General features: G+C 64.5%; 11 protein-coding genes, 4 rRNA genes and 2 pseudogenes. 7 read left to right on the top strand and 10 right to left on the bottom strand.

Translation table 11 applies throughout. From position 1 onward, the window contains the following. Positions 1-320 precede the first annotated feature (320 nt). The 5 genes and pseudogenes from CDO52_RS29050 to CDO52_RS28000 all read left to right on the top strand — a co-directional run. Positions 321-806, top strand: a pseudogene (locus tag CDO52_RS29050) (AraC-like ligand-binding domain-containing protein); the annotation flags it as partial. Continuing rightward, positions 804-1,208 carry a helix-turn-helix transcriptional regulator gene (locus tag CDO52_RS29045; RefSeq protein ID WP_332459819.1) on the top strand — a complete coding sequence of 135 codons (405 nt, stop codon included), beginning with the start codon at positions 804-806 and terminating at the stop codon, positions 1,206-1,208. The pseudogene CDO52_RS29050 and the gene CDO52_RS29045, both read left to right, overlap by 3 nt. 423 nt (positions 1,209-1,631) lie before the next feature. After that, positions 1,632-2,453: a helix-turn-helix domain-containing protein gene (locus CDO52_RS03190; RefSeq protein WP_017621518.1), complete on the top strand. Its 822-nt coding sequence runs from the start codon at positions 1,632-1,634 to the stop codon at positions 2,451-2,453. Positions 2,454-2,577: 124 nt separating this feature from the next. Then, a pseudogene (locus CDO52_RS28005) lies at positions 2,578-3,321 on the top strand (LLM class flavin-dependent oxidoreductase). A gap of 33 nt (positions 3,322-3,354) precedes the next feature. Beyond that, entirely contained in the window at positions 3,355-3,570 is a 216-nt protein-coding gene (locus CDO52_RS28000) for a hypothetical protein (RefSeq protein ID WP_198345821.1), read from the top strand. A 265-nt stretch (positions 3,571-3,835) separates the two neighbouring features. Here the strand turns inward: CDO52_RS28000 and rrf (CDO52_RS03180) are convergent. Further along, positions 3,836-3,954, bottom strand: a 5S ribosomal RNA gene (rrf, locus tag CDO52_RS03180). A gap of 183 nt (positions 3,955-4,137) precedes the next feature. Here rrf (CDO52_RS03180) and CDO52_RS03175 point away from each other — a divergent pair. After that, on the top strand, positions 4,138-4,812 hold the full coding sequence (locus CDO52_RS03175; protein ID WP_152471878.1) for a hypothetical protein: 675 nt from the start codon (positions 4,138-4,140) through the stop codon (positions 4,810-4,812). A gap of 156 nt (positions 4,813-4,968) precedes the next feature. Next, positions 4,969-6,321 carry a DUF418 domain-containing protein gene (locus CDO52_RS03170; RefSeq protein ID WP_152471879.1) on the top strand — a complete coding sequence of 451 codons (1,353 nt, stop codon included), beginning with the start codon at positions 4,969-4,971 and terminating at the stop codon, positions 6,319-6,321. Between the two features lie 86 nt (positions 6,322-6,407). Here CDO52_RS03170 and CDO52_RS03165 read toward each other — a convergent pair whose 3' ends face one another. From CDO52_RS03165 to CDO52_RS03130, 9 genes are all read right to left on the bottom strand, one after another. Further along, positions 6,408-7,064 carry a class I SAM-dependent methyltransferase gene (locus CDO52_RS03165; protein ID WP_017621524.1) on the bottom strand — a complete coding sequence of 219 codons (657 nt, stop codon included), beginning with the start codon at positions 7,062-7,064 and terminating at the stop codon, positions 6,408-6,410. A gap of 313 nt (positions 7,065-7,377) precedes the next feature. Then, positions 7,378-8,793 carry an HNH endonuclease signature motif containing protein gene (locus CDO52_RS03160; RefSeq protein ID WP_094932192.1) on the bottom strand — a complete coding sequence of 472 codons (1,416 nt, stop codon included), beginning with the start codon at positions 8,791-8,793 and terminating at the stop codon, positions 7,378-7,380. A 387-nt stretch (positions 8,794-9,180) separates the two neighbouring features. Further along, positions 9,181-10,485 carry a threonine--tRNA ligase gene (gene thrS / locus CDO52_RS03155; RefSeq protein ID WP_269769187.1) on the bottom strand — a complete coding sequence of 435 codons (1,305 nt, stop codon included), beginning with the start codon at positions 10,483-10,485 and terminating at the stop codon, positions 9,181-9,183. A gap of 170 nt (positions 10,486-10,655) precedes the next feature. Further along, positions 10,656-10,772 (bottom strand): 5S ribosomal RNA (gene rrf / locus CDO52_RS03150). Positions 10,773-10,942: 170 nt separating this feature from the next. Next, positions 10,943-14,030, bottom strand: a 23S ribosomal RNA gene (locus CDO52_RS03145). A gap of 397 nt (positions 14,031-14,427) precedes the next feature. Then, positions 14,428-15,961: ribosomal RNA gene (locus tag CDO52_RS03140) — 16S ribosomal RNA — on the bottom strand. Together the 16S, 23S and 5S rRNA genes form the textbook arrangement of a ribosomal RNA operon. A gap of 629 nt (positions 15,962-16,590) precedes the next feature. Then, entirely contained in the window at positions 16,591-17,070 is a 480-nt protein-coding gene (locus tag CDO52_RS03135; RefSeq protein ID WP_017621903.1) for a SixA phosphatase family protein, read from the bottom strand. Further along, positions 17,067-17,189 (bottom strand): hypothetical protein, encoded by a 123-nt coding sequence (locus CDO52_RS29040; protein WP_269769172.1) that lies wholly within the window; start codon positions 17,187-17,189, stop codon positions 17,067-17,069. Before CDO52_RS29040 ends, CDO52_RS03135 begins: the two co-directional genes overlap by 4 nt. 368 nt (positions 17,190-17,557) lie before the next feature. Next, a complete protein-coding gene (locus CDO52_RS03130) occupies positions 17,558-19,942 on the bottom strand; it encodes a sodium-translocating pyrophosphatase (protein WP_017621901.1) in 2,385 nt (794 codons plus the stop codon). Between the last annotated feature and the right edge of the window lie 283 nt (positions 19,943-20,225).

The following is a 20,225-nucleotide window of genomic DNA, read 5'->3' as shown; positions in this document are numbered from 1 at the left end:
TTTTGTTCATGCGACACAGCTTCCAGACATACGTTCACGCACTTGGCCGCACGCTTCTTCAACGACAAAACATCACATGATTTGATCATGGGACTGTGCTCGACTCTCTTGGATTCGGACGATTAACACCGCGCCTCTTCAGTTTGAAAGACGGTTGCATTACACTCTCGAGCCCAGCGATCACCACGACTAAAGCGCCCGGTGACGACCTGTAACCGCGGCAAGGGAAGTCCTTGATGTCCGACGCGAACTATCACGTAGAAACAGTCGCCACAGGGGATATAGCAGAGCATTAACGAGGCGACTTCTGGTGCAACCATGCCAGAGAACAGTTCTTCCCGATTGACTTCCGTCTTCCCAGCATCGGCAGATTCATGGGGCGGAAAGTCGCCCAGTCCACCGGCACCTATCAGATTCACGAGCCCGCATCAAACATGTTGAACCACATTCGCACCCCGCGCCAGGCACGAGTGGGAGGCGACGAGGACTACCGCCTCCTTCTCGCGCTCGACGGGCGGGTGTTCATTCGACAGGGTGACCAGCAGGCGCAGCTGACACCGGGGAAGGGGAGCCTGTTCTCCCCGGTCTCGCCATCCGACCTCAATAGGGAGAGCGCCAAAAGCGCAATCCTTGTAACGATACCGGCGAGCGAGATCAACGGTCGGCTCGGAGCGTCGGCACCGCTGGCCACGGGATTCGATATGAGCACCGGCCTGGGACGCGTCGTGAATGACATGATATGCGGCCTTTTCGAGGAGCGCGAGTCCCTCACCGCCATGCAATTCGACTCCGTGCGCGAGCGAATGGTCGAACTGTTGTGCATGCTCGCCATGGGTGACGACCGGCCGGACGCCCCTCGGCAGCTGGCCGACGTGGAGGACGCGGTGCGCCGCCACATCCGGGAACATGCCGCCGACCCGGGGTTGAACTGCGCCGCAATGGCGCGGTCACTGGGGTGGTCCCTCCGGCAGGTGCAAGTCGCCCTGCAGCAAGCGGGAACGACGCCCAGCGAGCTCATCCGCGAGGAGCGACTGCGGCTCGTCCGGGATCGGCTGCGCAGCCCGGCCTACCGGCACATGTCGATCACCGAGCTCGCATATGCCACAGGGTTCTCCTCGGCGAGCGCCCTCAGCACCGCGTTCAAGCGGCGCTTCGGGATCACCCCGCGTGAGGCACGCAACGGCGAAGGGGGCGACGTGGAGACCTGACCACGCAGGCTCTACGTGGAGACACAGCGCCCCTCAGTACTCGTTCGGGAAATTCCAACACCGGGCACCCAAAGACATACTCGACCGCGCGCATATCCAGTGCACGGCCAGAACATAAAAGATCACCGGCTGAATTAGGGAACCCCAACTAGTTCAGACCATCGACGCCGCGCCCCCCTCAGATCGAAGGGCGACTGCATTACACTCACGACCTCAGTGATCACCACGGTGTGAAGCGGTTGGCGGCGACCCGCGGCCGCACAAAGGAAAGCCCCTCTTGACTGACGCAAATTATGTGGTGAAGACGGTCACAACGCGCGAAGTCAGCGTAGGCGAGCGAATCGATTTCTGGACCGATCACATCAGCTCGTGCTACTTCCCACTCGACTACCGGTTCCCTGATGCCAGCAAATTCGTGGGTGGATGGTCGCCCAGCGCACTGCCGCCTATCAGATAACACAGTGCACGTCGAACACCTTCAATTACATTCGCACCCTGCAGCAGGCACGCCAGGAAGACGACGAGGACTACCGTCTGCTCATCCCGCTCGACGGGGAGATGTTCATCCGTCAGCACGATCAGCAGACGCGGCTGGTGCCCGGTGGCGGGACCCTGTTCACCCTGGTCGAACCTTTTGACCTGGAGAAGAAGGGAGCCAACAGCACGCTCATCGCCACGTTCCCGGCGCGTGAGGTCAACGAGCGACTCGGACTGTCGGCGCCCCTGGCCACGGGGTTCGACATGACCACCGGTCTGGGACGCGTCGTGAACGACGTGATGGTCGCCCTGTTTGAAGAGCGTGAGGTCCTCACCGCCTCGCAGTTCGACGCGGTGTGTGACCGGCTGGTCGAGCTCGTGTGCATGCTCGCCGCAGGTGATGACCGTCCCGACTCCCCACGGCACCTGGCCGACGTTGAGTCCGTCGTGCGCCGCCACATCCGGGAACATGCCGCCGACCCTGACTTGAACTGCGCCATCCTGGGTCGGTCGCTTGGGTGGTCGCTCCGACAGGTGCAAGTCGCCCTGCAGCAAGCGGGCACTACACCGAGCGAACTGATCCGCGAAGAGCGGCTGCGGCTGATCCGAGACCGGCTGCGCAGCCCGACCTACCGGCACATGTCGATCACGGAACTGGCCCGCGTCACAGGGTTCTCCTCCGTGAGCGCCCTCAGTACAGCGTTCAAGCGACGCTTCGGGATGTCACCCCGCGAGGCACGTTACGGCGAGGGATCCGCCGAGACCTGACCGAAGCAGTTCTGCGGGGAGAGGCAACTTCCCTGCGTGTTCGCGAAAGACCCCATGTCCGGGCCCTCATACGTTTCGCTGTAACGCTGCGGGAAGACCGGATGGCCCTTTCCCCCAGCAGCGAGTGACTCGCGGAGGCCCGATTGGCACTCAAGATGTCGTGCTCGTTCAGCACATCCCTCGAAAGCCACGAGCATGCGCGGATCGCGGAACAGCTCGGCTATCGGCACGCCTGGTTCTACGACTCACCGGCCGTGTACCCCCCGACGGGTGGGTGCAGCTCTGCCGAGCCGCGGAACTGACCGAGCGTATCGGCCTCGGCCCGGGCGTGCTGGTCCCCGCCCTTCGCCACCCGATGGTCAACGCCGCAGGCATCGCTACCCTCGTCGCGCTGGCTGGGTAGACGCGCGTCGCGGTCGGGATCGGGTCCGGGTTCACCGGTCGGGTCAGCCTGGGGACTCGACCGAGCCCGTGGTCGGACGTCGCCGACGACATCGGGGTGCTCCGGGCGCTGCTGCGGGGAGAGCGAGCGAACTGGGACGGCGCGGTCATCGAGATGCTGCACCGGCCGGGGTTCGCTCCGCCCCGTCCCATCGACGTTCCCGTCCTGGTCGGTGCCCAGGCCCCGAAAGGGGCAGCCGTGGCGCGGGAATCGGGTTATGGGGTCTTCGGAGCCGTGACGCCGGTACCCGGGTTCGACTGGAGTGCCGCCCTGACATTCGGCACCGTGCTCCGTGACGGCGAGGACCCCGGCTCGGAGCGGGGACGCGGCACCGCCGGGCACGCCGCAGCGGCGATCATGCACTTCGCCGTGGAGTTCGACCGGCTGGAACTCATCCCCGCGGCCGAACCCTGGGCGTCCGCCTAGGCCGAGATCCCTGCGGAGACGCGTCACCTCGTCATGCACGAGGGACATATGTGCGGGCTCAACGAGCTGGACCGTCCCTTCAGCACGGGAGAACTGCTCAGCGATCTCGGCTTGGCCCTCGACACCGACGGGTGGCGGCACGAGCTCGCTCAGTTGGAAGCGGCCGGCGCGACCGAGGTCGTCTATCAGCCGGCCGGGGCCGATGTTCCGCGGGAACTGGAGTCATTCGCCAAGGTCGTTGGCGGCTGAGAACGGAGCGAGCGCGTTCGGACCGGCCTGCCCGGGTGGCCGGTGGGACGGGGGTGCCGGTCGGCGCCCTGACGTGCCGACCTCCCCGAGGGACTTCAGCCAGGGACTCCAACGGAGAACGCATCATCCGCGGCGGAGACGCTGCCGACGGTGCTACGAGAGTCCGGCGAAGTCGTCACCATGCTGCGCTGACCAGGTCATCGGCAATGCCCGGCAACGCGAAAGGGGCCCCTGACCGAAGTCAAGGACCCCCTCCTCAAGAAAAATGCGGCGGCGACCTACTCTCCCACCCCGCACCATGGGGGCAGTACCATCGGCGCTGAGAGGCTTAACGACCGGGTTCGGAATGAGACCGGGTGTTTCCCTCTCGCTATAGCCGCCGCACACCTTGCCCATCACTCCCGGATACCGGGAGCGTGGAAACCTATGGGCCGCGTCGGAGTGCGACAACGGTTCTGAGTATAGACCATCCGCGTGCATGCTGTGGCCACATTGGCGACAAGGTTGACGGCCCGATGGCCCCGCCCCGGGACGAGGACGCGTCACGCATGCGCCTAGGATCCGGACATGTCTGATTCCTCCGACGGACGCCGCGATCCGGATCGTCGCGCAAGCGAGAAGGAAGTCACCAAACGGTGGGCGTTGGCCGGGATCATTGGGCTGGCCGCGCTATCGATTGTGGCCGGCCCAATGGGCGAGTTCTCCTCGTCCCTGGTCACGGCGCTGGCAAACGGCGGCGGTGGCTCCGATGTCACCTCGGGGCCGGACGTACCCCCCGCACCCGACGCACCCCCGCCAGTTCCCGCCGAATACGAAGAGGAGCCTGGCGGGCCGGTGCAGGCCAATACCACCTGGGAGAAGCTGGGCGGCTCGATCGCCTATGACGACTATGTGTATGTCTCAGTGAAGGAGTCACGCCGAGCGACGCTGAAGAGTGAGCACATGGCCCTCTTCACCGTCGAGGTGGCGAACGCGATGGGCTCCGATCCGCTGCCGATGTCCGGCCTGCGGGTGAAGTGCCTGGTCGGCGAGGATGCGGGGGATCGACCCACGATGCCTTTCCCCGACGAGGGTGTCGAGGGCGAGTTCGCGACGACCGTGGCCCCGGGAAGCACGGAGAGAGCCACGTACGCCTGCGCCATGCCGCCGCAGGAGGATTACCTCCAGGTCGAGCTCAGTTTCGTTCTCCTCGACAACCAGCGGGAAGGGGTGACGTTCTCCGGAACCGTGCCTCGCGACTGAGCGCGTGTCGGGCGCCTCGTGCCTCGGCCCGCGAAACCTACGTCACGGACACAGCGACTTTCGGCGTCTGGGAGCAGAGAGCCCGGGGACTCCCGTCGCCGAAGCCCCGCCGATCGGGCGATGCGGCACGAGAACGGCCACTCATAGCGTCCTTGCATGCGCGATTCCGCCGACGCCCAAGCCGCCAATTCTCAGGACGCCCCTTCCCAGTCCGCGGACGTTCGGTCCACCCACCGCGACCCCGCCAGGGGCTCCGCCCGTGGCAGCGTTCGGGCCAGTGAACGGGCGCTCGCCCCTGACCTCGGCCGCGGTGCGATGCTGCTCCTCATCGTCCTGTCCAACACAGCGTTTCACCTGTGGGCGGCCAAGCACGGACCATCAGGGTGGCACCCGATCGACGGGTCGATAGCGGACCGCGTCGTCCAGTTCGCCATGATCACGATGCTGGACCTGCGGGCGTATCCGCTGTTCGCTTTCCTGTTCGGCTACGGCATGATGCGCCTCTACATGCGCCAGACCGAGGCGGGCGCCTCCGAGCGAGCGGGCGTGGCACTGCTACGTCGGCGCAGTCTGCTACTCCTCGCGTTCGGCTTCGTCCACGCGGCGCTGCTCCTGGCTGGGGACATCATCGGCGCCTACGGGCTGGGGAGTCTGATCCTCGGCTGGCTCTTTCTGCGGCGAAGGCAGCGCACGCTGCTGGTGTGGAGTGGGGTGGCCGCGACGATCCTTGTACTCACGGCGCTACCGGCGTTCACCGCGCTTGCCACCGGCGACCTCGGCAGTATCGGCACGCCCGCGACCGAGCCATCGACCGTCGCCTATGCGGCGGGGGAGGCCGACCCCATCGCCGCCGCGGAGACACGGCTGGTGACGTGGGCATTCGTCACGATCGCGGGCGGATTGCTCGCATTCGGGACACACGCCGTGATGCTGCTCGGGTTCTGGGCCGCACGCCAGAGAATCCTGGAGGAGCCGCACCGGCACCTACGGCTGCTCGGGTGGACGGCGGCGGTCGGCGTCGCTATTGGCTGGTCGGGTGGACTGCTCCCCGCGCTCGCCCACGTCAATCTGGTCGATGTTCCTCCGAATGCGGTCGGCGAGGAAGGGGCGCTTTCGCAGCTCCAGGAGGTGACCGGCGTCGCTGGCGGCCTCGGGTATGTGGCGCTGTTCGCTCTGCTGGCCCACTGGCTGTCGTCGCGGCGGCGCGGTGAGCAGAGCGTCGCCGTTCAGGCGGTCGCGGCCGTGGGCAAACGGTCGATGTCCTGCTACATAGCCCACTCGCTGCTGTTCTCCCCAGTGTTGGCCGCCTGGGGCTTGGGCCTGGGCGCGATGATGGGCAGCGCGAGCATGGCGGCCTTCGCCTTCGGAGTCTGGCTCATCACCGCTGCCGGGGCCTACGCCCTGGAACGCGCCGGCCGTCCAGGCCCCGCCGAGGCTCTCCTACGACGCCTGCTCTACGGCCGTGCCCTCCCCCGACAGGAGGGAGGGCAGCAGCGGGCGAACACGTGAGCGGACGCGATTCCTCTCCCTGGAAGTCCGTACCTGCCCACTCATGGACCCGCCCCTATTGCAGGGTCCGTCATACACGGTCTCTATCAGCTCTCCGCCGACTTACGGGCGATGAGGAATGCCTGCGGGACCCTCTCGACCCCGTCGGGCTCGCGCAGCAGCTGCGCCTCGACGGGAATCCCCGCCTGGCTCAGCATCTCGGCGACGCGGTCGGGCAACAACCGGAGAAAGTCGAGCGACACCTGCTGGCCGAACGGCTCAGCGACATGGAGTGGATGATCACCGACCTGAAAGGCGAGCAGCAGATGACCGCCAGGGACCAGAACGCGGTGGAACTCGGCAAACACATCTGCGAGCTGGCCGGGTGGTACATGGATGATGGAGTACCAGGCGACGGCCCCGGCGAGGGAGCTGTCCGGGATATCGAGGGCCGTCATCGAGCCCTCGTCGAATCGCAGATCGGGATGGGCGCGACGTGCGATCGCGACCATCTCGGGCGACAGGTCAACGCCGAAGACGTCCGTCAGGCCAAGATTGCGGAGGCGTGCCGTCACATCGCCAGGACCACACCCGATGTCGGCGACGGGGGCGATCTCGGCGGCGCGTACGCGTTCCGAAAAGGCAGCTAGCATCGCCCGATCCAGTGGCTTGGCCGCCAGTTCGTCCTTGGAGTAGGCGGCGTAGTCCGCGGCCACCGCGTCATAGAACGCACGGGTGGTGCGAATAAAGGGAGCTTCTGTCACAGCAGAGCACTGTAGTCTCCACGCGTACTCCGCGCCGATTAGTCGGGCACCGAAGTTGACGCAGACAAGGGCGAGAGGCCACTCGCGGTCCCCCAGATGCAGCGGCTGAACGACTGGATTGGTCGATGCGTGTGGTGCGGGCCGGTGATCGCGTGAAGCACGTTGCCACCGTCCGCCCCGATCGAACAGGTGCCGCAGGGCGAGCCAGGCGAACCGACGCCCGCCTCACCACGTCCGCGTATTGACGGCATGCCGATGGCCCGCCGGGCGGGGGTACCTGGCGGGTCCGGCAAGATCACACGAGCAAGCGGCGTCAAACAGTGTCATCCGGTGGCCGATCAGCGCCGCCCTCACCCCCGCCGGACTCCTCAGCCGGCGGGCGCGCACCCCGGTCGGGGCGGTCGGTGCGGCGGGGGAGCTCGGGCCTCCCGGCGCCCGCGGCGGCGGGGGTGGGGCCTGTGCCGTGGGCGGGCCGCTGGGCCCAGCCGCGCTCCCGCGCCCGGCGGTGCTCCTTCTCCAGGTTGTGGAACCGGCAGAGTGGTTGGGCGTTGGACAGGTCCGAGGGGCCGCCGTCCCACCAGGCGACCTTGTGGTCGGCCTGGCACCACGCGATCGGCCGGTCGCACCCGCCCTGCCACGCACACCTCTGGCGCTGCACCAGCAGCGCGGTGCGCACCGCCGGGGAGAACAGCCGCTGGGCGTATCCCACATCCAGCGGCTGCCCGCTGACCGGATCGGTCACTACCCGCCGCAGCACGCCGTCGGTGGCGTGCGCCCGGGCCGCCGAGGCCGGCCACAGGGTGCCGTACTCACTGACCGCCGGACCCGCCCCCTCCTGGCCCTGCAGCAGGTCGAGCCCGACCACCAACGCCACCGGGTTGGCACCGGCCCTGCGGCGCGGCGCCTGCTCGGCGGGCAGCTCCACCACGGTCTGGCACATCTCGACCAACGCGTCATGGGTGCGCTGGTAGGAGGAGCGCTCCTCCCCCTCCGTGGCCGGCGGGGCCAAAAAGGCGTCCAGCGCGTTGCGCAACACGTCCCCCGACGCCTCGTCCCCCCAGGCCTCCAGGTGGAAGGAGTCATCCATCCCCCGGATAAACCTCGCACCCCGGCCCGCATAGCGGTCCTGGTACTCCTTCTCCTGACGGGAGGGGTCCAACGTGTAGCGCAACCGCCGTCCGACCTGGTCCAGGCCCCACACCGTCACCCCGGGCTCACACGCCAACCCCAACAACGGACCCTCAGCCGTGTGGGCGAAGGCCTCGGCCTCCGGCCACCGCTGCACCGACCGGCAGGCCAGGCCCTCGTTGACCCAGTGGGCGATGCGCTCCAGCTTCGCCAGAGAGATCTCGCCCTGCTGGTAGGCCTGCTCGGACTCCTCCAGATGCGCCGAGCGGTGGGCCAACGACGCCAGCTGGCGCGCTTCGGCCGGAGACCGGTGCGCGGTGTGCTGCAACCAATGCGACAGCCTGAACTGCCCCGAGCCCACCAGCCCACCACGCGCCTCGAACACCCCCGCAGCATCGGCCGCAGCGAGCTTCACCTCATCCAGGCCCCGCAGGACCTGGATCAGGTCCTCGCCCACGGTGTGCTCAGCCCCGGGCGGGATGTCGGCCCCGGCCACCTCGCCCAACACCTCCGCAGCACGGCGCAGGCACGCCACCGCCTCGCCCGCACCGCCACCCGGCGGCTGGGAAGAGGGGGAGGTGAAACCCGTGCCATCGCTCATACCCTCAACGCTAAGCAGCAGGGATAGGGGGTTCCAGGAAAGATTTCTCGGCTGTGGATAAGTTGCGCCGCCGCCCGGGCACCGACACGGCGCCCCTCCCCGGACACCTCCTACGGCCACGGCATCTCCCCGGTCGTCGTGCTCCCACAGGTGCGAGCAACCAGCGCCCCCGAAAACGCACCCTAATCTGAGAGCCAGCGACGGGGCAGGGCCGCACCTCATCTGGGGACAACCACACCCCAGCACCCCGCCCCGCTGTTCAACCCGCGCCAACTACCTCGGAATAGACATCGGGAAGCCCGGCACACCCCCACGGCGCCCCACTCACTGCGTCGTGGGCATGATGGGAGCTAGTGCTTCTACCTGGAGAACAGGCGAGAAGGCGCTTCAGGAGAGATCCCACAGATCGCTGCTGTGGGCATCGACGAGTGCGCTTATGTGCCTCAGGACCTCGACAGCGGGTAGTGGATCGATTCGTCGTCCATCACGCAGCCGCAGGGCGACATGGTCATCTGCGGTTTCCTTGGGGCCGATGACAGCCTGGTAGGGCACCAACCGTGCTTCGCGGATGCGGGAACCGAGGCTTCCCTGTTCGGGCCCGACGAGCTCAGCGCGCAGTCCGAGGTCGACGCATTGCCGGGCGATCCCGACAGCGTTAGGCACCTCGGCTTCGGAGATCGGGAGGATCACCAACTGAACAGGGGCAAGCCACGGAGGGAAGGCCCCGCCATGCTGCTCAATGAGGTGAGCGACAGCCCGTTCCACACTGCCGATGATGCTGCGGTGCACCATGACCGGTCGGTGTTTCCTACCGTCGGCACCGATGTAGTGCAGGTCGAATTGCTCGGGCTGGTGGAAGTCAACCTGGACAGTGGACAGAGTGGTCTCCCGGCCAGCGTCGTCGACCACCTGAACGTCGATCTTTGGACCATAGAAGGCGGCCTCGTCCTCGACTGCCTCATAGGAAAGGCCGGAGCGATCGAGGACATCGGTCAGCAGCGCGGTGGACCTCTCCCACATCTCGGGCCTGGCGACATATTTTCCATCGGGACCAGGGAGTGAGAGCCGAAAACGGGCCGCGGCAATACCGAGAGCCTCATAGGCTCGCCGGATCATCTCCAGAGCCGCCCCCGCCTCCGCCGCGACCTGGTCGATGGTGCAGAAGATGTGCGCGTCATTAAGGTGGATAGCCCGCACCCGGCTCAGCCCTCCAAGCACGCCGGAGAGCTCCGACCGGTACATCCCGCCCAGCTCAGCCATGCGCAGGGGAAGTTCGCGGTAGCTGTGTGAACGGGAACGGTAAATCACTGCGTGGTGTGGGCACAGACTCGGCCGTAGGACAACCTGTTCCGATCCCACATCCATCGGGGGAAACATGTCGTCGCTGTAATGCGACCAGTGGCCGGAGATCTCGTACAGCTCCCGCTTCCCCAGCACCGGCGAATAGACGTGTCGATAGCCCGCCCGCTGCTCGACAGTGCGGATGTACTCCTCCAGGGCGTGGCGCACGGCCGCGCCGTCAGGCAACCAGTACGGCAGCCCAGAGCCGATCAGGGGGCTGGTGTCGAACAGCTCCAGCTCGCGACCGAGCTTGCGGTGGTCATACATGACGGTCTCCTCGCGTACAAAGGGCGAGTGACCGAACGCCGAAGCCCCGGGGCACTCGCCCGGGCTTCGAACTAAGACAAGGATCAGCGCGCCGGGACACTCTCCGGCGTCGTCGTCATAGCAGCGCGCTTCATGCCCATAACGCTAGAGGGGGAGCCGTAGTGATGTCCACTCGGTTTCTCTTCACAAAATCACAAAGACCACGACAAAAAGGAGGGGACCACCCCAACAGGTGATCCCCTCCCTCAAAGAATGCGCGGCGGCGTCCTACTCTCCCACCCCACCATGGAGGCAGTACCATCGGCGCTGAGGAACTTAACGACCGGGTTCGAAATGAGACCGGGTGTGACCCCCTCGCAAAAACCACCGCAACCCTAACCCCAAACCACGAACCACACGATCCGTGTCGGGAAAACCAAGGGCCGCAACGAGCGGCAACCATATGAAAAAGAACAAAAACGATTCGTGTGCGATCATCACGCTCCACCACCCCTACCTTCAAGAGTGATGAAATAGTGTGCGCGAGCACCCAGCCATCTGCGGTGGACAAGCCCTCGGCCGATTAGTACCGGTCAGCTCCACCCCTCACAAGGCTTCCACACCCGGCCTATCAACCCAGTCGTCTACTGGGAGCCTTACCCCCTCTTAGGGGCAGGAGACCTCATCTCGAAGCAAGCTTCCCACTTAGATGCTTTCAGCGGTTATCCCTCCCGAACGTAGCCAACCAGCCATGCTCCTGGCGGAACAACTGGCACACCAGAGGTTCGTCCGTCCCGGTCCTCTCGTACTAGGGACAGCCCTTCTCAAGTCTCCAACGCGCACAGCGGATAGGGACCGAACTGTCTCACGACGTTCTAAACCCAGCTCGCGTGCCGCTTTAATGGGCGAACAGCCCAACCCTTGGGACCAACTCCAGCCCCAGGATGCGACGAGCCGACATCGAGGTGCCAAACCATCCCGTCGATACGGACTCTTGGGGAAGATCAGCCTGTTATCCCCGGGGTACCTTTTAGCCGTTGAGCGACACCGCTTCCACACGCCGGTGCCGGATCACTAGTCCCTGCTTTCGCACCTGCTCGACACGTCCGTCTCACAGTCAAGCTCCCTTGTGCACTTACACTCACCACCTGATTGCCAACCAGGCCGAGGGAACCTTTGGGCGCCTCCGTTACCCTTTAGGAGGCAACCGCCCCAGTTAAACTACCCACCAGACACTGTCCCCCACCCGGATCACGGGTGCGGGTTAGATGCCCGAAACAGCCAGAGTGGTATTTCACCAACGCCTCCACCACCACTAGCGTGGCGGCTTCACCGGCTCCCACCTATCCTACACAAACCATCCCAAACACCAATGTCAAGCTATAGTGAAGGTCCCGGGTCTTTCCGTCCTGCTGCGCGAAACGAGCATCTTTACTCGTAGTGCAATTTCACCGGGCCCATGGTTGAGACAGCGGGGAAGTCGTTACGCCATTCGTGCAGGTCGGAACTTACCCGACAAGGAATTTCGCTACCTTAGGATGGTTATAGTTACCACCGCCGTTTACTGGCGCTTAGATTCCCAGCCTCGACACGTAAACGCGTCTAACCGGTCCTCTTAACGTTCCAGCACCGGGCAGGCGTCAGTCCGTATACCGCGTCTTACGACTTCGCACGGACCTGTGTTTTTAATAAACAGTCGCTTCCCCTGGTATCTGCGACCCCACCCAGCTCAGACCGCAAAGGCCATCACCAGACAGGGCTCCCCTTCTCCCAAAGTTACGGGGACAATTTGCCGAGTTCCTTAACCATGGTTCACCCGAACGCCTCGGTATTCTCTACCAGACCACCTGCGTCGGTTTCGGGTACGGGCCGCCCACACACTCGCTAGAGGCTTTTCTCGACAGCACGGGATCACTCACTTCACCACAAACGGCTCGACATCACGCCTCACCCATGTAACGAGAGACGGATTTGCCTATCTCTCGGGCTACACGCTTATCCCGGGACAACCACCGCCCGGTAGAGCTACCCTCCTGCGTCACCCCATCACTTACCTACTACCCTCCTGGGTCCCACGCCTCCACGACAGCGCACCCGAAGGCACACCACCGCTTCAGTGGTGGTTAGCATCAAAGGACTCGGTACTGGGCGCGTGTGAACGGGTACGGGAATATCAACCCGTTATCCATCGACTACGCCTGTCGGCCTCGCCTTAGGCCCCGACTCACCCTGGGCGGATTAACCTGCCCCAGGAACCCTTAGTCAATCGGCGCACACGTTTCTCACGTGTGTTTCGCTACTCATGCCTGCATTCTCACTCGCACACCCTCCACCCCTAGGTCACCCCGAGGCTTCACCGGACGCACGACGCTCCCCTACCAACCCGGACCTAAGCCCGGGCTTCACAGCTTCGGCGGTGTGCTTCAGCCCCGCTACATTATCGGCGCAGAATCACTTGACCAGTGAGCTATTACGCACTCTTTAAAGGATGGCTGCTTCTAAGCCAACCTCCTGGTTGTCTCAGCAACTCCACAACCTTTCCCACTTAGCACACGCTTAGGGGCCTTAGCTGATGATCTGGGCTGTTTCCCTCTCGACTACGAAGCTTATCCCCGCAGTCTCACTGCCGCGCTATAACTTAAACCGGCATTCGGAGTTTAGCTGACCTCAGTAACCTTGTCGGGCCCATCAGCCAACCAGTCGCTCTACCTCCGGCAAGCAACACACGACGCTGCACCTAAATGCATTTCGGGGAGAACCAGCTATCACGGAGTTTGATTGGCCTTTCACCCCTACCCACAGCTCATCCCCCAGGTTTTCAACCCTGGTGGGTTCGGGCCTCCACGACCTCTTACAGCCGCTTCACCCTGGCCATGGGTAGATCACCCCGCTTCGGGTCTACAGCATGCGACTATGTTCGCCCTCTTCAGACTCGCTTTCGCTACGGCTACCCCACCCGGGTTAACCTCGCCACACACCATAACTCGCAGGCTCATTCTTCAAAAGGCACGCCATCACCCTGCAAGCAGGAGCTCTGACGGCTTGACAGCACACGGTTTCAGGTACTATTTCACGACCCTCACCGGGGCACTTTTCACCTTTCCCTCACGGTACTTGTGCACTATCGGTCACCAGGACGTATTCAGGCTTGACAGGTGGTCCTGCCAGATTCACACGGAATTCCTCGGGCTCCGCGCTACTCGGGAGAATGCAAACGCCTAGGCTGTTCCTTCACCTACGGGACTCTCACCCACTCCGGTACCGCTTCCCAACGGCTTCGGCTAGAACAACCATCAGCGCTCCGGGCCGGCAGGCCCGAACATGCACATCCCACAACCCCGCACACGCAACAACTGCCGTCTATCACACGCGCACGGTTTAGCCACCATCCCTTTCGCTCACCACTACTCAGGGAATCACTGTTGTTTTCTCTTCCTACGGGTACTGAGATGTTTCACTTCCCGCGTCACCACCAACCGCCCTATACATTCAGACGGCGGCAACCCGACACAACTCGGGCTAGGTTCCCCATTCGGACACCCACGGATCACAGCTCGGTTGACAGCTCCCCGCGGCCTATCGCGGCCTCCCACGTCCTTCATCGGCGCCTGGTGCCAAGGCATCCACCGTATGCCACACTAACTTGGCCACCACAGATACAAGATGCTCGCGCACACTATCCACGAATCAAAACACCAGCCACACACCCAACCACAACACCGCACACTGCGATCAAACCCTCACCCGCTGCACCACCAGCCAACCGAGAAACAGCCGACCAGCACCAGCGAGACGAGGCGACCACGCGGGTCTTCGTCAGGGTGGCACGCAGGAACACAACCAGCGGTTGCATCCTCAGACACCCAACAGCGCGCCCGCACCCCGTCTTCCAGGACGAGGTGCAGAAGTTCGTCTCTCAGTTCAGCCATCCCAGCAGCGCCAGGTCCAGACCGAGGCCTAAACCCTGCTCCTGGGTCCACTTTCGAGTCCGCCGACCGCCACCGACCACAACAGCCGATGTCACGACCAGCCCATAAGACTCCTTAGAAAGGAGGTGATCCAGCCGCACCTTCCGGTACGGCTACCTTGTTACGACTTCGTCCCAATCGCCAGCCCCACCTTCACCCACTCCCCCCAGCAAGCTGGTTAGGCCGCAGGTTTCGGGTGTTGCCGACTTTCATGACGTGACGGGCGGTGTGTACAAGGCCCGGGAACGTATTCACCGCGGCACTGCTGATCCGCGATTACTAGCGACTCCACCTTCATGGGGTCGAGTTGCAGACCCCAATCCGAACTGAGACCGGCTTTTAGGGATTCGCTCCACCTCACGGCATCGCACGCCCACTGTACCGGCCATTGTAGCATGTTTGCAGCCCAAGACATAAGGGGCATGATGACTTGACGTCATCCCCACCTTCCTCCGAGTTGACCCCGGCAGTCTCCCATGAGTCCCCACCATCACGTGCTGGCAACATGGAACAAGGGTTGCGCTCGTTGCGGGACTTAACCCAACATCTCACGACACGAGCTGACGACAGCCATGCACCACCTGTCACCGATCCCAAAAGGACCCACCGTCTCCGATGGTTTACCGGTGATGTCAAACCTTGGTAAGGTTCTTCGCGTTGCGTCGAATTAAGCAACATGCTCCGCCGCTTGTGCGGGCCCCCGTCAATTCCTTTGAGTTTTAGCCTTGCGGCCGTACTCCCCAGGCGGGGCGCTTAATGCGTTAGCTACGGCACGGGAACCGTGGAAAGCCCCCACACCTAGCGCCCAACGTTTACGGCGTGGACTACCAGGGTATCTAATCCTGTTCGCTCCCCACGCTTTCGCTCCTCAGCGTCAGGTAAGGCCCAGAGACCCGCCTTCGCCACCGGTGTTCCTCCTGATATCTGCGCATTTCACCGCTACACCAGGAATTCCAGTCTCCCCTACCTACCTCTAGCATGCCCGTATCCACTGCAAAACCAGGGTTAAGCCCCAGCCTTTCACAGCAGACGCGACACACCGCCTACGAGCTCTTTACGCCCAATAATTCCGGACAACGCTCGGACCCTACGTATTACCGCGGCTGCTGGCACGTAGTTAGCCGGTCCTTATTCCCCACCTACCGTCAACCCAAGAAAACCCGGGCCTGCGTGAGTGGTAAAAGAGGTTTACAACCCGAAGGCCGTCATCCCCACGCGGCGTCGCTGCGTCAGGCTTTCGCCCATTGCGCAAGATTCCCCACTGCTGCCTCCCGCAGGAGTCTGGGCCGTGTCTCAGTCCCAGTGTGGCCGGTCGCCCTCTCAGGCCGGCTACCCGTAATCGCCTTGGTAGGCCTTCACCCCACCAACAAGCTGATAGGCCGCGAGCCCATCCCCAACCGACAAGTACTTTCCACACCCCGCCATGCGGCAGGGTGTCGTATCCGGTATTAGACCGCGTTTCCACGGCTTATCCCAGAGTCAGGGGCAGGTTGCTCACGTGTTACTCACCCGTTCGCCGCTCGTGTACCCCCGAAGGGGCCTTACCGCTCGACTTGCATGTGTTAAGCACGCCGCCAGCGTTCGTCCTGAGCCAGGATCAAACTCTCCATCAAAGGCCAAACAACCCGGCCGTGCCGAAGCATGGCGGGTAAACCTGGAAGAGATAACCCTGACCGACCATGACTCGCATCATGGCCAATCAAAGGAACCCCGAGCACCCCGCAACCACCAAGGGTTCCGTGTGCTCAAAAGGGGCCAAAACAAACTTGGCTGAAAGAAAAACAAACACGCGCTGTTGAGTTCTCAAGAAACAACCGCTCATCCCATACGAGCCGACCTGTCATTTGCCTGGTCTGGCTTTTCTGTTGAGGCGGTGCGTTCCGCTTTGTTGTGTCTTCACTTTATCAGGTGGCTGCGGGCCCCGCCAAATCGGCGGTTTCGCGTTCGCTCTCCCGATAAAACCCGCCCGCACACGATTTCCGACACGGAATTGCTGTCCGGGCACACGCCAGTATGCCAGGCGAAATCCGTGCGTCGAACCGTGCGAAGAGCGGCCGCTCCCACCGGGCCAGGCCCGCGTGCGACCGGAAAGAAGACCGCCGCCCCAGGACCCGAACTCCGCCGGACCCCTTGAAGCGACTCGGTGAACTATACCCGTCGCTACCGTTTGCGCCAACTCGGACATCAGGCGCAATACATCGCGCCCTTCACCTGCGAAACTCCCCTCACGGCGGGGCCTCCGTCACGTCAGGATCTGCGCCGTCCCAATCCCCGGTGCGGCGTACAGCCAGTCGACCTCCAGGTTGACGAGGGCGACGCTGGCCGTCGGGAACGACATCAACGGCTCGTCCTCTAGGAACGCTGCGGCGAGCTGGGCCATAGTCGGGTTGTGGCCGACCACCATCAGGGTCTCGATGTCCGCATCGACGACGTTGATCAGGTCGAAGATCGTGTCGATCCCCGCCATGTAGGCGGCGCTCTCGTAGTCCACCGTCGGCCGACGGGGCATCCGCTCCATCGCCAGGTCGAGTGTCTGGCGGGTGCGCACGGCGGTGGAACAGATGACGTGGTCGGGGATGCAGTCCGCTTCCGTCAGCAGCGCCCCTACCTTTTGCGCCTGCTTGCGCCCCTTGTCCGTCAGCTCCCGCTCATGGTCTGTGCCGACGTAACCGTGCTCGGCCTTGGCGTGCCGGAGAATGATCAGTCGCTTACCTGTCGTCATGGCGACACCAGCATTGCGATGATCGCCAGCGCGACCATGAAGCCGACCATCACCGCCAGGACGATGGCGAGTCCCTTGGCTCCCGACACCAGCCGCCACTCCCTCGTTGTCTCTGTCACTCCGGCGCTAGGTTTCTCCAGCCTATGAGGCTGGATCTCTCACTCAGCCGCGTCCCCTGCATTCCACAGAACCCACCCTCGCAGTGGCGCGACAGCAGATCCAGATCATCCACCTGTCCCTGGGGGAACCGTCTCCCTCCCCTCCACGCTCAGACACGCAACTGTGGCTCGGCAGACACACAAAGGTGGCCGCCCGAAGCCTCTCTGGCTCAGACGGCCACCCTCCTATCTAGTTGTCCGTGACGGATGACCCGGGTCGCGCCTCCTTGTCACCCGGGGCATCCGCTGATGCCATCCTCTGGCAGCTTGATCTGGATAAGGACACGTCGGAACATCGTTTCTTGTTCCTTGCCGCCTGGTCCTTGCGACTACTCCGTGACTCCGCCGTCGGAGGCACGCGCCTCCGCCTTGTCGTCGTTGTCGCCGTCGCTCTCGCCAGCCGGTGCGGACTTCTTGCCGTTGAGGGACGGCGCCGCGGGATCGACGCCCTCTTCGGCGGACTCAACCGCCGGGGTGTCCCCGCCCGTCGCGACCGGAGTCGGCATGGGGCCGCCGTCGGAACGGCGCTTGGACCACACGATCGCGCCGATGATGATCGCCACCGCCACCACCGCGACACCGACGCGGAGGCCGACGTTGCCCGCGTAGATGACCACGCTCGGTGCGATGATCAGCGCGACGAGGTTCATCACCTTCAGCAGCGGGTTGATCGCCGGGCCGGCCGTGTCCTTGAACGGGTCGCCCACCGTGTCACCGATGACCGTGGCCTCATGGGCCTCGGAGCCCTTGCCGCCGTAGTGCCCGTCCTCCACGAGCTTCTTGGCGTTGTCCCAGGCGCCGCCGGAGTTGGCCAGGAACACGGCCATGAGCGCACCTGCCGCGATCGCGCCGCCGAGGAACGCGCCCAAGGGGGCGTATCCCAGGGCGAAGCCGACGGCGATCGGGGTGAGCACCGCCAGCAGTCCAGGCGTGACCAGCTCGCGCAGGGAGTCGCGGGTGCAGATGTCGACGACCCGCGCGTACTCGGGCTTCTCGGTGCCGTCCATGATTCCCGGACGGTTGCGGAACTGGTCGCGAACCTCCAGCACCACACGTCCCGCCGCTCGGCCGACCGCCATCACGGCGAGGCCGGAGAAGAGGAACACCACCGCGGCACCGATGATCACGCCGACGAGGACGTTGGGCTGGTCGATGGAGAGGCTGAACGTGGCGGCCTGCGCGCCGAGCGCCTCCTCAACCGAGGTGCGGAACGCCCCGAACAGCGCGGTCGCGGCGAGCACCGCTGTGGCGATCGCGATGCCCTTGGTGATGGCCTTGGTCGTGTTGCCGACGGCGTCGAGGCTGGTGAGGATGTCGGCGCCCTTGCCCTCGACATCGCCGGACATCTCGGCGATGCCCTGGGCGTTGTCGGAGACCGGCCCGAAGGTGTCCATGGCCACGATGACACCGACCGTGGTGAGCAGCCCGGTACCGGCCAGGGCGACCGCGAACAGGCTGACCGTGATGGACGTTCCACCGAGCAGGAAGGCCGCGTAGACCGCCGCGGCGATAAGGACGGCGGAGTAGACGGCGGACTCCAGACCGACCGAGATGCCGGAGAGGATCACCGTGGCAGCGCCCGTCTGCGAGCTCTCCCCGATCTCCCGGACCGGTCGCCGGTTGGTCTCGGTGAAGTAGCCGGTGAGTAGCTGGATCGCGGCCGCGAGGACGAGGCCGACGAGCACGGCCCCGATCGCGATGAGCTGCGGGTTTCCGTCGTGGGCTGCGATCTCCGCGCTGACGCCGCCGAGCTCGTCAAAAGTGCTCGGCAGGTAGGCCACGGCGGTACCGGCGACGAGGACGGCGGAGATGATCGCCGAGATGAAGAAGCCCCGGTTGATCGCGGCCATCGCGGTCTTGTCCTTGGGCCGCGGTGCGACGACGAAGATCCCGATCATGGCGGTGATGACACCGATCATCGGCACCAGCAGCGGGAAGACCAGGCCTTCCACGCCGAACGCGACCCGGCCGAGGATCAGTGAGGCGACGAGCACCACGGCGTAGGACTCGAACAGGTCGGCCGCCATACCGGCGCAGTCGCCGACGTTGTCACCCACGTTGTCCGCGATGGTGGCGGCGTTGCGCGGGTCGTCCTCCGGGATGCCCTGCTCGACCTTTCCGACCAGGTCGGCACCGACGTCGGCGGCCTTGGTGAAGATGCCGCCGCCGACACGCATGAACATCGCGAGCAGCGCGGCACCGAAGCCGAAGCCCTCCAGCACCAAGGGGGCGTCGCCCTGGTACGTCAGGACGACGATCGAGGCGCCGAGGAGCCCGAGGCCGACGGTGATCATGCCGGCGACGCCGCCCGTGCGGAACGCGATCCGCATCGCGGTGCGCCCGCTGTTCTCACCGCCCTCACGCGCGGCGGCCGCGACCCGGACATTTCCCCGCACCGCAAGCCACATTCCGATGAATCCGGTCACCGCGGAGAGGATCGCGCCGAGCGCGAAGAACAGCGATCGCCCGTAACGGACGGCTTCGCTGTCGGCGGGCAGAAGGAGGAGAAGTAGGGGAATGGCGACGACGAATATGATCAGGGTGCGGAACTGGCGCTTGAGATACGCCCCCGCCCCTTCCTGTACCGCAAGCGCGATGCTCTGCATCCGCTCGGTTCCCTGGCCCGCGGCGAGAACTTCACGAACCAGCATCCCGGCAACGGCGAGCGCGAGGAGCGCCACCACCAGCACCACGATGACCAGCGTGAAATTCATGCCCTCCAGAGCCAGGCCGTTGCCACCTACGGCAGCGAGGCTAAGCCCAGACAAACCGTCCTCCTATGAGACGGGCACGTTCCGGACCCGCGCTTGTGCGCACCGCCGTCCGGAGTGGCCCCGAACAGAAGGGTCATCGGCACGCGCAGCAGGGTCTTGCGGGGTGCCACCACTGATGTATGTATTAAATTCATCGATTCCGCCGCATTCAACGGGCACGATGCTCGGGGATTCTACGCACCGCCGACGCGAAAAGTGAGGGCGGGGCGCAATCTTCCGCACA

Source organism: Nocardiopsis gilva YIM 90087 (genome assembly GCF_002263495.1).
In the GTDB taxonomy this organism is placed as follows: Bacteria; Actinomycetota; Actinomycetes; order Streptosporangiales; family Streptosporangiaceae; genus Nocardiopsis_C; species Nocardiopsis_C gilva.
The sequence above is the reverse complement of the archived record's forward strand: the minus strand, read 5'-3'. Positions and strand labels throughout refer to the sequence as shown.